A 13247-nucleotide genomic window follows, 5' to 3' on the forward strand; every position below is an offset into this window, starting at 1 on the left:
GCTTTCCTCCGGGCGTTTCCCTTCGGTGTTTCCGACTCTATCAGATCCTTTCGGAGCCGATTCCCGGTCGGAGCGGGGCGTCATACTCGGCCTTGCGGCCTTTCGACATTCACCACTTTAGCCGATTCCCGCTGCGACCCAAAAACGAAGGTCGCACGGCCCTTGGCGGACTCGCGTTTTCGGCATGCCGAAAACGCACCCGCCGAAGGGTGAATCGTAGGAGGTGGTATGGCCGCCTCCGGCTGCTGACTGAACGTCGTAACCGGCTCAAGCGGCTCGGGCTACGTTACGGATCCCGCGAGGCCGAGTCAAGTTCGCCGCTTGCGTGGCGTGTGGGGCCGGTAGGGGCTGACGGTGGGATCGTCGGCGATCCAGAACCGCCAGGGGTGGACACCGCCTTCCCCGGCCACACCCGTACGCGGCCCGTTCATGACCTGGTCGGACCTGCTTGGCACGCCATGGAGGAGGCGCAGCGGGGAGTCAGGCCCGGCGCAGAGGTCGGTGCCGTTGAGAGCCCGGTCGACATCCAGGGCCGTCGCCAGTCGTGCGGGACCTTTGGCCAGTTCCTTGTCATTTCGGGCCGACAGTCGACGTTTGCGGGCGAGTTCCGCGCCTTGGATGATCTCTCCGGCCCGCAGCAGAACCCCGCTCGCCCTGCCCTCCGGACCGCACACGGCGTTGAGGCAGTGCCACATGCCGTAGGTGAAGTAGACGTAGGCGTGGCCGGGCGGGCCGAACATCACGTCGTTGCGCGGAGTGCGGCCGCGGTAGGCGTGTGATCCCGGATCGGCCTCTCCGGCGTACGCCTCGACCTCGGTGAGGCGGAGTTCGATCGGGCCCTCGGAGGTGTTGCGCACGAGCAGGCGTCCGAGGAGGTCCTCGGCCACATCCAGGACAGGGCGGTCGAAGAACTCCCGGGCGAGGGGCGTACGGTCAGGGGCCGCGATCATGAGGTCCGAGCGTAGTCCACAGGGTTGCCCGATCGAACGGCGCGGCCACCTCCGCGGCTGCCAGGATGAGGGCGCGCAACCGAACGCGGCCGAACCGCGTTTACGGATCAAGAAGCAGGTACGCAGACCACAGGCGCGGCCTGGGGAGGAGAGGGCATGGGGTTCAAGAGGCTGCTTGCGAGTCTGGGGGCCGGGGGCGCTTCGGTCGAGACGGTGCTGAACGACGCCAACGTCGTGCCGGGCGGCGTTGTCCAGGGCGAGGTGCGGATCCAGGGTGGGTCCGTCGACCAGGAGATCCAGGGCCTGTCGGTGGGTCTGCAGGCCCGGGTCGAGGTCGAGGGCAACGACCAGGAGTTCAAGCAGGACATCGAGTTCATCAAGGTGCGGCTCGGCGGTGCCTTCCAGCTCCAGGCCGAGGCGGTGCACTCGGTGCCGTTCGGTCTGGAGATCCCATGGGAGACACCGGTCAGCAGCTTCTCCGGCCATGAGCTGCACGGCATTCACATCGGGGTCACGACGGAGCTGCAGATCGCCCACGCGGTGGACTCCGGCGATCTCGACCCGATCACGGTGCACCCGCTGCCGGCGCAGCAGGCGATCCTGGACGCCTTCGGGCGCCTCGGTTTCCACTTCAAGAACGCGGACATGGAGCGCGGTCACATCCGGGGCACGCGGCAGCAGCTCCCCTTCTACCAGGAGATCGAGTTCTACCCGCCGCAGCAGTACCGGGGCCTGAACCAGGTCGAGCTGAGCTTCGTGGCCGACGACCGCGAGATGGACGTCGTCCTGGAGATGGACAAGAAGCCGGGGCTCTTCAGCGAGGGCAGCGACACGTTCAGGTCCTTCGTGGTGGGGCTGCACGACTACCAGGCAACCGACTGGGCCGCTTATCTGAATCAGTGGATCTCGGAAGTCGGTAGCCGTCGCAACTGGTTCTAGGTCCTAGGCTCGGCCCCGTAAGTTGTCACCGATCAGGAGGTGCCGTTGTGACCGAGCCCGACAGGCCGCCGCTTCCCCATGCATTCCATCCCCAGGTACCCGCTTTCACCGTGGTGAGCGAGGACGTGACGGAGGGGGCGACACTCAAGGACGCCCAGGTTCACGCGGCCGGGAACACCTCGCCGCACCTGCGGTGGGAGGGGTTCCCGCCGGAGACCAGGAGCTTCGCCGTCACCTGCTTCGATCCCGACGCTCCCACCGGCAGCGGGTTCTGGCACTGGGTCCTCTTCGACATCCCGGCCTCGGTGACCGAGCTGCCTGCGGGCGCGGGTAGCGGCTCGTTCGAGGGGCTGCCCAAGGGCGCGGTCCACGCGCGCAACGACTACGGCACGAAGGACTTCGGTGGCGCCGCGCCGCCCGCCGGGGACCCCGCCCACCGCTATGTGTTCACGGTGTACGCGGTCGACCAGGAGAAGCTGGGGCCCGACTCCGGTGCGAGCCCGGCCTTCGTCGGGTTCAACCTGCGCTTCCACACCCTGGCGCGGGCCCAGATGATCGGCCTGTACGCGGCCCCCGCCGAGGGGTGACGCACTCCCGCGGTGGTTCCTGACCGCGTCCGGTGGACCGCTCGCCCTGGGAGGACGTCCGGAAACGTTCTCCCAGGGGCCGCGCTCCGCCGGGGATGACGTTCCACGGGAGCCGTTGTCCTGTTCGACGGGCAGGATTCATACAACCTTTGCCCGTCTTCGACCTTGGCAGTGGTCGGAGGCGGGCATCTTTTATTGCGTTGTCCATCCCGGCGTGCCCGGCCAGAGTTGATCCCAGCCCGCCAGGGGGTGGGCCGGCGCGTACGGGAGGTGGGCGAGATGCGGGTCACTCTGGTGCTCAACGCGAGCTTCGAACCGCTGTCGACGGTGACGATGAACCGAGCCGTCGTCCTGGTGCTGCAGGACAAGGCCGTCGTCGAGGAGTCCCACCCCGCGCTGCGTGTGCGTGCCGCCGCCGTGGACCTTCCGGTGCCACGGGTGATCAGGCTCTGCCGGTATGTCCGGGTGCCGTTCCGAAGACGTGCTCCATGGTCGAGGCGGGGCGTTCTGGTACGCGATCAACACAGGTGTGCCTACTGCGGCAGGCGGGCGACCACCGTGGACCACGTGGTGCCGCGGTCCGCGGGAGGTGCGGACTCCTGGCTGAACACGGTGGCGTCCTGCGCGGAGGACAACCACCGCAAGGCGAACCGCACCCCGGAGGAGGCGGGTATGGCGCTGCTGCGTGAGCCCTTCGAACCGACCCCGGCGGACGCGATGCTGCTCGCCCTGGGCCGTGCGGAGCGCGGCGCCCTGCCGGAGTGGCTGGCGGCGCCCGCGGCGTAGGCCGTCCGGTACGGGGCGGGACCGGCGGACGGACACCGGGGCCTGCGTCAAGATCGAACGGAGCAGCCCCCGTCCGCGAGGGACGGGGGCTGCTCCGTTCGATCTCGGCCTTCGGATCAGTCGATGCGGGGCTGCTCGCGCAGCTCCTTGCCGTTCGCCGGGGCGGGGCCGCCTGCCATCGGACCGAAATTGCCGAAGGCACCGGAGAGGCCCTTGAGGGCGTCGCCGATCTCGCTGGGCACGATCCAGAGCTTGTTGGCGTCACCCTCGGCGATCTTCGGAAGCATCTGCAGGTACTGGTAGGAGAGCAGCTTCTGGTCCGGGTCGCCGGCGTGGATGGACTCGAAGACCGTACGGATGGCCTGGGCCTCGCCCTCGGCGCGCAGCGCGGCCGCCTTGGCCTCGCCCTCGGCGCGCAGGATGGCGGACTGCTTCTCGCCCTCGGCGCGCAGGATCTCGGACTGCCGGACGCCTTCGGCCTGGAGGATGGCGGCACGCTTGTCACGGTCGGCGCGCATCTGCTTCTCCATCGAGTCCTGGATGGAGGTCGGCGGCTCGATCGCCTTCAGCTCGACGCGGTTGACGCGGATGCCCCACTTGCCGGTCGCCTCGTCGAGCACGCCGCGCAGGGCGGCGTTGATCTCCTCGCGGGAGGTGAGCGTGCGCTCCAGGTCCATGCCGCCGATGATGTTGCGCAGGGTGGTGACCGTGAGCTGCTCGATGGCCTGGATGTAGCTGGCGACCTCGTAGGTCGCGGCGCGGGCGTCGGTCACCTGGTAGTAGATGACGGTGTCGATGTTGACGACCAGGTTGTCCTGGGTGATCACCGGCTGCGGCGGGAACGGCACGACCTGTTCTCGCAGGTCGATGCGGTTGCGGATGGTGTCGATGAAGGGCACGACGATGTTGAGGCCGGCGTTGAGCGTGCGGGTGTAGCGGCCGAAGCGCTCCACGATCGCCGCGCTGGCCTGTGGGATGACCTGGATGGTCTTGATCAGGGCGATGAAGACCAGCACCACCAGAATGATCAGGACGATGATGATCGGTTCCATCGTGACTTCCCCGTACCCTTCTTGCCTCGGCTGTTCCGGAAGATCCGTGCTTCTTGTAGATCTTGCATGTCGAGTCTGTCAGACGCCCGCGTGTTGTGGGCGACTTCCGGCAACTCCGCCTGCACAAAAGGCGGTTCGGTGCGAGGGAGCAGGATGGTGCGGGTGCCCGGGCTCAGATGACGACGGCCGTGGCACCGTCGATCTCCACGACGTCGACTTCCTGTCCCACTTCGTAGCTCTGGGTGCCGTCGAGCGAGCGTGCCGACCAGATCTCGCCGGCGAGCTTGATCCGTCCGCCGCCGCTGTCGACGCGCTCCAGGACCACGGCCTGCTTGCCTTTCAGGGCATCGACGCCGGTGGCCAGTTCGGGCCGCTGCAGGCGGTGTCTGTTGGCGATGCGCCGCACGACGGCGATGAGTGCGACCGATAGGATCACGAAGACCAGGACCTGGAGGACGACACCGCCTCCCAGGGCTGCGACCACGGCAGCCGCGACGGCCCCTACGGCAAACATCCCGAATTCGGGCATCGCGGTCACTACGAGCGGGATTCCGAGCGCGACGGCTCCGATCAGCCACCACACCCATGCGTCGATGTCCACATCGCCATGGTAGGACCGCTCCCCCGCCGCGGACAGACCTCCTGTCAGGGCATCGGGAAGTCCACGTCAGGACATGGGCAGGCCCTGGGCGGTCCAGCGCCGGCCGATCTGCTCGACGATCAGGGGGAGTCCGAAGCAGCGGGACAGGTTGCGCGAGGTGAGTTCGATCTCCAGGGGACCGGCCGCGAGCACCTTGCCCTGACGGATCATCAGCACGTGGGTGAAGCCCGGGGCGATCTCCTCGACATGGTGGGTGACCATGATCATCGAGGGCGCGATGGGGTCGCTTGCGAGCCTGCCGAGGCGGCGCACCAGGTCCTCCCTGCCGCCGAGGTCGAGCCCCGCGGCGGGCTCGTCCAGGAGGAGCAGTTCGGGATCGGTCATCAGGGCACGGGCGATGAGGGTGCGCTTGCGTTCCCCCTCGGAGAGGGTGCCGAATCTGCGGTCCAGGTACTCGTTCATGCCGAGGCGGTCGAGGAAGGCGCGGGCGCGCTGTTCGTCGATGTCCTCGTAGTCCTCGTGCCAGCCGGCGGTCATGCCGTAGGCGGCGGTGAGCACGGTCTGCAGAACCGTCTGGCGCTTGGGCAGCTTCTCGGCCATGGCGATCCCTGCGATACCGATGCGGGGGCGGAGTTCGAAGACGTCCACCTTGCCCAGTCGCTCACCGAGGATGCTGACGGTGCCCCTGCTCGGGAAGAGGTAGCTGGAAGCGACGTTGAGAAGAGTGGTCTTCCCCGCACCGTTCGGCCCCAGGATGACCCAACGCTCCCCCTCCTTGACCGACCAGGAGACCTGGTCCACCAGAGCCCGGCCCTCGCGGACCACGGATACGTCCTCCAGCTCCAGTACATCGCTCATGAGCGCGTTGTCTCCCATTGCAGTCTCGGCCGTAAGCCGTCTCGGCTGTCGTGTGCGCCTGTGGACGCAGCCCCCAGGCAAAACCTACGCCACCACTTGTGCGGACCGTCCCATCGGCCGTCCCTAGGGTGGTACCCATGCTCTCGGAACCACGCTCTGGACGGTTGGCCGCTTGGGGAAATGCCCTTTTGGCCGGATTGATCTCACCGGATGACGCGGTCCTCGCCGCGGTCGGCGAAGACGCTGTGCACCGCGTCACCGGGCTGCCCGGCGAGGAGGGACCCGTCGGGCTCACACTGGCGCTCGGCCGGCTGCGTGCGCTCGGTGTGACCGGGCTGCGGGTGGCGCTGCCCGCGCCGGGCCACCCGCTCGGTCTCAGCGGCCCGCCCGCCTTCAACGCACGCGCCCTGGAGGCGGGAGAGGCGGTGGTCTGCCAGGGCGCCGCGCTGGGCCTCGTACCCGAGGTGTCGGAGGCGGGGCCGGCGGGCGACGTGCACGTGGAGGTCCTCTGGGCCTGTCTGGCGGTACGGGAGGCGCCGCCCGCGGACGTGCCGTCGCTCGGCGAGGCGGAGCGTGAGCTCGCGGAGGCCCTCAGGGAGGCCACGACGGTCCTGTCACGGCTGGACGTGGCGGCGTCCGGGCCGGCCGCCGAGGCGGCGGTCGACGCCTACCGCGCGCGGGCCGAGCGCGGCCGCGAGCCGCTGGCGCCCGGCTACCCGCCACGGGCGGTCCGGGTCCTGGAACTGGCCCAGCGGGTGGCACTGCTCGTCTCGGTGGCTCACGAGAACGGGCACGGCGGGGCCGTGAGCGCCTCGGAGATGGCCGCGCGGACCGAGGCCCTGCGCCCGGTCGAGCGCACCGCCAGGCGGGCCCAGGTGGCGGCGTACAACGCCTATGTGGAGGAGCGGGAGCGCAGGGCACGGTGAGGCCGGGCCCGGCACGCCCCTCCAGGGGCGCGCCCACCCGCGCCCGGCTCGCCGGACTCGCGCGTCGTGTGCGCCGTGTGCACCGTCTCGCCCGCGTCTGTTGCGTCCGTCACTCGCTCCGCGTCTGTTGCGTCCGTCACGTGCCCGCTCCTGCCGCGTCCGCCGCATCGGCCACGGCGGGGCGGCGGGGGGCGGCGGCCACGCCCGCTGCGGCCGCCGCGCGTGTCCACCGCCGTGTCCCTCAGCCGGTCACACCATGGCGGACCGCCCACAGGGCCGCCTGGGTGCGGTCCGCGAGGTCGAGCTTCATGAGGATGTTCGACACATGCGTCTTGACGGTCTTCTCGGAGAGGACGAGCGCCCTGGCGATCTCGCGGTTGGAGCGGCCGTCGGCGATGAGGCCGAGCACCTCGCGCTCACGCTCCGTGAGTGATCCGGCCCTCCCCTGTCCGTTGCCCGTCTCGTCCTGTGCGAGGAGGGCACCCGCGACCTCGGGTTGCAGCAGTATGTGGCCGGCGTGCACGGAACGGATGGCCCCGGCCAGGGCGTCCGGATCGATGTCCTTGTAGACGTACCCGGCGGCACCGGCGCGCAGGGCGGGGACGACCGTGCGCTGCTCGGTGAAGCTGGTGACGATGAGCACGCGCGCGGGGTTGGCCTGCTCGCGGAGCTTGCGCAGGGCCTCCACCCCGTCCATGCCGGGCATCTTGACGTCCATCAGGACGACGTCGGGCTCCAGCTCCTCGGCGCGGGCGACGCCTTCCGCGCCGTCCGCCGCCTCGCCGACGACCTCGATGTCGTCCTGCACCTCCAGGAAGGTGCGCAGACCGCGGCGGACCACCTGGTGGTCGTCGACCAGCAGCACCCGGATCGGGCCGCCGGCCGGCCGCCGCCGGCCCTGCTGCGGGCCGCTGCCCGCCGCCTCTGTGTCGTCAGCCACCGGGGACCTCCATCTCGATCGTGGTGCCCTTCCCGGGCTGCGAGGCGACGGTGAGCGTGCCACCGACGCCGCTCGCCCTGTCCCGCATGGAGACGAGGCCCAGGTGCCGTCCCGCGCGGCGCACGGCGCGCGGCTCGAAGCCCGTGCCGTCGTCCGTGACACGAAGGACGGTGTCGCGGCCGCGGCGCGTCAGGCCGACGTCCACCTGCACCGCCCCCGAGTGCCGCAGAGCGTTGTGCAGGGCCTCCTGGGCGACGCGGAGTATGGCTTCCTCGTGCGCGGCGGGCAGAGCGCGCACGCCCCGGGCGGCGAAGGTGACCCGGGCGGAGTGCGCACGGTCGAGCACCTGGACCTGGGTGCGCAGGGTGGCCACGAGGCCGTCCTCGTCGAGGGCGGCTGGACGCAGCTCGACGACGGCCGCGCGCAGCTCGTCGACCGCCTCCGCGGCGAGCTGCGCCACCTGGTGCAGCTCGCCCTTGGCGCGCAACGGGTCGCGGTCCACCAGCGCCACGGCGGCCTGGGCCGTCAGCCGCAGCGAGAAGAGCTTCTGGCTGACCGCGTCGTGCAGCTCGTGGGCGAGACGGGAGCGCTCCTCCGCGATCGTCAGCTCGCGGCTGCGCTCGTAGAGCCGGGCGTTGGTGAGGGCTATGGCGGCGTGCTGCGCGAGGATCGACAGGAGCTCCTGGTCCTCCTCGGTGAATCCGCAGCCGCCCTCGGGCCTGGGGCGCCGCTTGTTGGCGAGGAAGAGGGCCCCGATGGTCTCCTCGCCGTCGCGGATGGGCAGGCCGAGGAAGTCGGCCATCTCCGGGTGCGCGGTGGGCCAGCCCTCGAAGCGCGGGTCCTTGCGGACGTCGGCGAGGCGCTGCGGCCTGGCCTCGTGCAGCATCGCGGCGAGGATGCCGTGCTGGCGGGGCAGGGGGCCGATGGCCCTCCACTGCGCGTCGTTGACGCCGTCCACCACGAACTGGGCGAAGCCGCCGTGATCGTCCGGCACGCCGAGCGCGGCGTACTCGGCGTCGAGCAGCTCGCGGGCCGAAGCGACGATCGTCTTGAGGACGTCGCGCACCTCCAGGTGTCTGCTCATGGCCAGCAGCGCGGAGCTGACCGCGTACAGGCCGGAGCGTGGACCTTCAGTCATGGCTTCACCGTACCCGCGGGCGGTGACAGTGCGTATCGGACCAGTGGCGGCGTCCGCCCGGGACGGAGGGCGTAGGGCTTCGGCCCGGTGGCACGGGGTGCGAAGGCGTCGTGCCGCACGGCGTGGGAGTACCGGTGCGCCGCGGGACGGCCCGTTGCGTGGTGGTCCGCCTTGTCGCGCGGTAACGAAGCGACCGTCCGTCGCACAGGCACGGGACCTGGCCCGCGAACCCGGTGGAGAGGTGTTCCGTGTGCATGGGCCCGGTCCTCACGGAAGACCCGGTGATACTCACGGAGAGCCAGGGTTCGGTTGTCGGTGGATTACTGACAGAGCGCATTGCCGTGGCAACTTCTTGTGAGAGGAACAGCGCCTCGGTGTGAGGCCGCGCATAGGGCGCAGATCACGTACGAAGGCGCCTAGTGGAACCTCCGATATCTCTGTGAACGGGCACGATGTGCCGGAATTCGGCTGCTCGGCGGCCCCCGGCCCACTATCCGTCTTCGTATGTCACACCTTTGCCACGGTTTTTTGCGGCCGCTAAGAATGGCCCCCGTCGCTCGGCGCCGCGTGTATTACCCACGGCGCTTGTTTCGGAAACATCCGTTCCGGTCGGGAACGGCGGGCGGCCTCATCCGTTCGAAGAGGTCCTACTCTCATGTCCAAGCGTTCCATCATTTTCAAGACCTTCAGGCCGAGCGTTCCGTTCAACCGCGACGTGCTCAGCCGCGATGCGCTGAAGCGCGAGATCACGCAGAAGCGCGACTCCCTCAAGCGCACGATCACGGACAAGCGCGAGGCGCTCAAACGCGGGCCCGCCTCCGGGCCCGGTCAGGGTGTGGCGCTGACCAGGACGCACAAGGTCGCGGTCGCCGGTGTGGCCACGCTGGGCGCCGCTGCCCTCGCGGTGTCGCTGGCACCGGACCACTCCGCTGCGCAGCACTCCACGGGCCCCTCGGCGCCGGTCGCCTGGTCCACCACGGGCACGCAGGTGCACGCCGCGCAGGGCGCGGGCGCCGACCAGAAGGCGCAGGTCGCCGCCGCGAAGCTGAAGGCGGACAAGACCCCGGCGCCGAAGAAGGACGACGCGTCCAAAGCCAAGGCCAAGACCAAGGCCCACCACTCCAAGGCGCAGCACGCGAAGCAGGCCGCGAACAAGACCCGCGCGCACAAGGCGGTCTACGCCGACAACCTGGACGGCTGGATCCGCGAGTCGCTGCACATCATGAAGAAGCACCACATCCCCGGCTCCTACAACGGCCTGTACCGCAACATCATGCGGGAGTCGAGCGGTAACCCGAACGCGATCAACAACTGGGACATCAACGCCCAGAAGGGCATCCCCTCCAAGGGCCTGCTCCAGGTGATCCCGCCGACCTTCTCGTCGTACCACGTCTCGGGCACCTCGTGGAACATCTACGACCCGGTCGCGAACATCACCGCCGCGGCCAACTACGCCGCCGACCGGTACGGCTCGATGGACAACGTGAACAGCGCCTACTGAGGCTCCTCAACAAGTCGATCGAAGACCGGTCCCCCGTGAAGCCTCGCCTGAGGCTCCTCCAGGACCTCTGAGTCTCAGCGACGGCCGCCGGGCGGGTCACCCACTGTGGGTGACCCGCCCGGTGGCCTGCGTAAGGAGGACCAGGACCTGTCTCCGCGAGCCCCTGGCACGCCGGTGCCCGCTACTTGCGCATGACCTCCGGCTCGTGGCGGCGCAGCAGGCGTGCGACGAGGAAGCCGCAGATGACGCCGATGGCGACCAGGATCGCCATGTTGGTGAACCACTGGCTCGCCGTGGCGTCCCAGAGCGGGTCGACGTCCGTGGGGTCCTTGGGGTCCCAGGGCGGCATGACGGTCTGCAGGTGCAGGGTCGCCGCCGAAGCGGAGATGGCCCAGCGGGACGGCATCAACCAGGCGATCTGCTCGACACCGGGCGAGCCGAAGATCTTGAAGAGCACGCCGGTGAACACCACCTGCACGATGGCGAACATCACCAGCAGGGGCATGGTCTTCTCCGCGGTCTTCACCAGGGCGGAGATCACCAGGCCCACCATCATCGAGGTGAAGCCCAGGGCGATGATCACCAGGCAGAGCTCGACGGCCGGCAGGCTCTTGACCACGATGCCCTCGTCCGGCAGCTCGCGGTTGGAGAAGCCGATGGCGCAGATGATGACGCCCTGGAGGGCGGTGGTCACCCCGAGGACGATCACCTTGGACATCAGGTACGCGGAGCGTGACAGTCCCGTCGCGCGTTCGCGCTCGTAGATGACGCGTTCCTTGATCAGCTCGCGTACGGAGTTCGCCGCGCCCGCGAAGCACATGCCGACCGAGAGGATCAGCATGATCGTGCCGGCGTTGCTGTTGAAGCGGCCGGGCGGCGGTGGTTTGAGTCCGAAGTCGGTCGGGATGACCACGCTCACCAGACCGAGGACGGCCGGCAGGATCACCATGAGGCCGATGAAGCCCTTGTCGGAGGCGATCACGGACAGATAGCGGCGGATCAGCGTGCCCAACTGGGCCCCCCAGGGCTGCGTCTTGGGCGGCTTGACCGCCTGCGGGGGAGGCATCTGCACGGACTGCGCGGCGACGGCGTCGATGTCCGCGGCGTACATCTGGTAGTGCTGCGAGCCCTTCCAGCGGCCCGCCCAGTCGTACTCGCGGTACTCCTCGAAGGCGGAGAAGACATCGGCCCAGGTCTGGTACCCGAAGAAGTTCAGAGCCTCCTCCGGCGGGCCGAAGTACGCCACGGAGCCGCCCGGCGCCATCACCAGCAGCTTGTCGCACAGCGCGAGCTCCGCCACCGAGTGGGTGACGACGAGTACCGTGCGGCCGTCGTCGGCGAGGCCGCGCAGCAGTTGCATCACGTCGCGGTCCATGCCCGGGTCGAGGCCGGAGGTCGGCTCGTCCAGGAAGATCAGCGACGGCTTGGTCAGCAGCTCCAGGGCCACCGACACGCGCTTGCGCTGGCCGCCCGAGAGCGAGGTGATCTTCTTCTCTTTGTGGATGTCCAGCTTCAGCTCGCGCAGCACCTCGTCGATGCGGGCCGCGCGCTCCTGCTCGGTGGTGTCCGCGGGGAAGCGCAGCTTGGCGGCGAACTTCAGGGCGGTGCGGACGGTCAGCTCCTTGTGCAGGATGTCGTCCTGCGGGACCAGACCGATGCGCTGGCGCAGCTCGGCGAACTGCTTGTACAGGTTCCGGTTGTCGTAGAGGACATCGCCCCGGTCGGCGGGGCGGTAGCCGGTGAGCGCCTTGAGGAGCGTCGACTTCCCGGACCCGGACGGGCCGATGACCGCGACCAGGGACTTCTCGGGGACGCCGAAGGACACGTCCCGCAGGATCTGCTTCCCGCCGTCGACCGTCACCGTCAGATGGCGGGCCGAGAAGGAGATCTCACCGGTGTCGACGAACTCCTCCAGCCGGTCCCCCACCAGCCGGAACGTGGAGTGGCCGACACCGACGATGTCGCTGGGGCCGATCAGTGCCGAGCCGGACTTGGCGATCGGCATGCCGTTGACGTACGTGCCGTTGTGGGATCCGAGGTCGCGGATCTCGAAGCGGCCGTCCGGCGTGGCGTGGAACTCCGCGTGGTTCCGTGAGACCTGCAGGTCGGATACGACCAGGTCGTTCTCGAGGGCACGGCCGATCCGCATCACGCGACCCAGGGACAACTGGTGGAACGTCGTGGGGCTGCGGTCCCCGTAGACCGGTCCCGCGCCGTCCCCGCCGGGGCCGGGGCCGGGGCCCTGCTGCGGCGGGACCTGGCCGCCGGCGGGCGGCTGCTGCCAGCCCTGCTGGGGGGCGCCCCCGGGCTGCTGCGGCACCTGCCGGTCCGCGGGCTGGTACGGAGCCTGGTGAGGGGCCTGGGCCTGCTGCGCCCAGCCCGCCGGCGCGGGGCCCTGCGGGCCCGCGGGGGGCTGCTGCGGGGCGTACGGTTGCTGCGGAGCCTGCTGAGGGGCGTGCTGGGCGGGGACGGCCTGCTGCTGGGGAGCGGCGACGGCCGCCATGGGCGCGCCCTGGACGGTCACCCGGGGGCCGTCGGTCGCGTTGCCCAGGTGCACGGACGAACCCGGTCCGATCTCCGTCTGCTGGATCCGCCGCCCCTGCACGTAGGTGCCGTTGGTGCTGCCGTGATCCTCGATCACCCAGCCGTGCCCCGCCCATCTGACCGTGGCGTGCCGCCACGACACCCTGGCGTCGTCGAACACGATGTCGCCCTGCGGATCCCTCCCCAGGGCGTATGTCCTGGACGGATCGAGCGTCCAGGTTTGTCCGTTCAATTCCAGTACGATTTCCGGCACTCCAAGCCCCACTATGTGTCCCCCGTCTAGCCCCCGTCATGGGGAGTCTAGGGATGTCGAACATCGTGAGGAACTATTTCAGGCTCGGCGCCCTGACCGAAAGCCGGGCCTTGTGAAGACTGCGTACGGGTGCTTTGAGGCGGGCCGTCGAGGGGAAAGGGAGCCCTCCGCC

Annotated in this window: 12 protein-coding genes; 5 read left to right on the forward strand and 7 right to left on the reverse strand. The window is 69.5% G+C overall.

Features of this window, described 5'->3' with window-relative positions:
• Positions 1 to 308: 308 nt before the first annotated feature.
• Entirely contained in the window at positions 309 to 950 is a 642-nt protein-coding gene (locus IE313_RS33295; RefSeq protein ID WP_189938899.1) for a DNA-3-methyladenine glycosylase, read from the reverse strand.
• Between the two features lie 156 nt (positions 951 to 1106).
• Between IE313_RS33295 and IE313_RS33300 the strand changes: the two genes are divergently transcribed.
• The 3 genes from IE313_RS33300 to IE313_RS33310 all read left to right on the forward strand — a co-directional run bounded on the left by IE313_RS33300 (position 1107) and on the right by IE313_RS33310 (position 3262).
• Positions 1107 to 1889 (forward strand): sporulation protein, encoded by a 783-nt coding sequence (locus tag IE313_RS33300; protein ID WP_189938901.1) that lies wholly within the window; start codon positions 1107 to 1109, stop codon positions 1887 to 1889.
• A gap of 47 nt (positions 1890 to 1936) precedes the next feature.
• Positions 1937 to 2476 carry a YbhB/YbcL family Raf kinase inhibitor-like protein gene (locus IE313_RS33305; protein ID WP_189938904.1) on the forward strand — a complete coding sequence of 180 codons (540 nt, stop codon included), beginning with the start codon at positions 1937 to 1939 and terminating at the stop codon, positions 2474 to 2476.
• A 279-nt stretch (positions 2477 to 2755) separates the two neighbouring features.
• A complete protein-coding gene (locus tag IE313_RS33310; protein ID WP_189938906.1) occupies positions 2756 to 3262 on the forward strand; it encodes an HNH endonuclease in 507 nt (168 codons plus the stop codon).
• A 116-nt stretch (positions 3263 to 3378) separates the two neighbouring features.
• Here the strand turns inward: IE313_RS33310 and IE313_RS33315 are convergent, their stop codons facing one another.
• The 3 genes from IE313_RS33315 to IE313_RS33325 all read right to left on the reverse strand — a co-directional run bounded on the left by IE313_RS33315 (position 3379) and on the right by IE313_RS33325 (position 5773).
• Positions 3379 to 4314, reverse strand: coding sequence for an SPFH domain-containing protein (locus IE313_RS33315; RefSeq protein WP_189938908.1), 936 nt, complete (start codon positions 4312 to 4314; stop codon positions 3379 to 3381).
• Between the two features lie 172 nt (positions 4315 to 4486).
• Positions 4487 to 4915, reverse strand: coding sequence for an NfeD family protein (locus IE313_RS33320; RefSeq protein WP_189938910.1), 429 nt, complete (start codon positions 4913 to 4915; stop codon positions 4487 to 4489).
• 66 nt (positions 4916 to 4981) lie between these two features.
• Positions 4982 to 5773: an ABC transporter ATP-binding protein gene (locus IE313_RS33325; protein ID WP_189938912.1), complete on the reverse strand. Its 792-nt coding sequence runs from the start codon at positions 5771 to 5773 to the stop codon at positions 4982 to 4984.
• Positions 5774 to 5910: 137 nt separating this feature from the next.
• Here IE313_RS33325 and IE313_RS33330 point away from each other — a divergent pair, with 137 nt between their 5' ends.
• On the forward strand, positions 5911 to 6699 hold the full coding sequence (locus IE313_RS33330; RefSeq protein WP_189938915.1) for an Rv1486c family protein: 789 nt from the start codon (positions 5911 to 5913) through the stop codon (positions 6697 to 6699).
• Positions 6700 to 6940: 241 nt separating this feature from the next.
• Here IE313_RS33330 and IE313_RS33335 read toward each other — a convergent pair whose 3' ends face one another.
• The gene (locus tag IE313_RS33335; RefSeq protein WP_189938963.1) at positions 6941 to 7570 is read right to left on the reverse strand and encodes a response regulator; all 630 of its coding nucleotides are present in this window, start codon (positions 7568 to 7570) and stop codon (positions 6941 to 6943) included.
• Between the two features lie 61 nt (positions 7571 to 7631).
• On the reverse strand, positions 7632 to 8777 hold the full coding sequence (locus IE313_RS33340) for a GAF domain-containing sensor histidine kinase (RefSeq protein WP_189938917.1): 1146 nt from the start codon (positions 8775 to 8777) through the stop codon (positions 7632 to 7634).
• A 655-nt stretch (positions 8778 to 9432) separates the two neighbouring features.
• On the opposite strand from IE313_RS33340, the gene IE313_RS33345 reads away from it, so the two are divergent.
• Positions 9433 to 10278, forward strand: a complete 846-nt coding sequence (locus IE313_RS33345; protein WP_189938919.1) for a transglycosylase SLT domain-containing protein — start codon at positions 9433 to 9435, stop codon at positions 10276 to 10278.
• Between the two features lie 181 nt (positions 10279 to 10459).
• On the opposite strand, the gene IE313_RS33350 is transcribed toward IE313_RS33345, so the two are convergent.
• A complete protein-coding gene (locus tag IE313_RS33350) occupies positions 10460 to 13075 on the reverse strand; it encodes an FHA domain-containing protein (RefSeq protein WP_189938921.1) in 2616 nt (871 codons plus the stop codon).
• Positions 13076 to 13247: the final 172 nt, after the last annotated feature.

The organism is Streptomyces sulfonofaciens, assembly GCF_014656295.1.
GTDB lineage: Bacteria > Actinomycetota > Actinomycetes > Streptomycetales > Streptomycetaceae > Streptomyces > Streptomyces sulfonofaciens.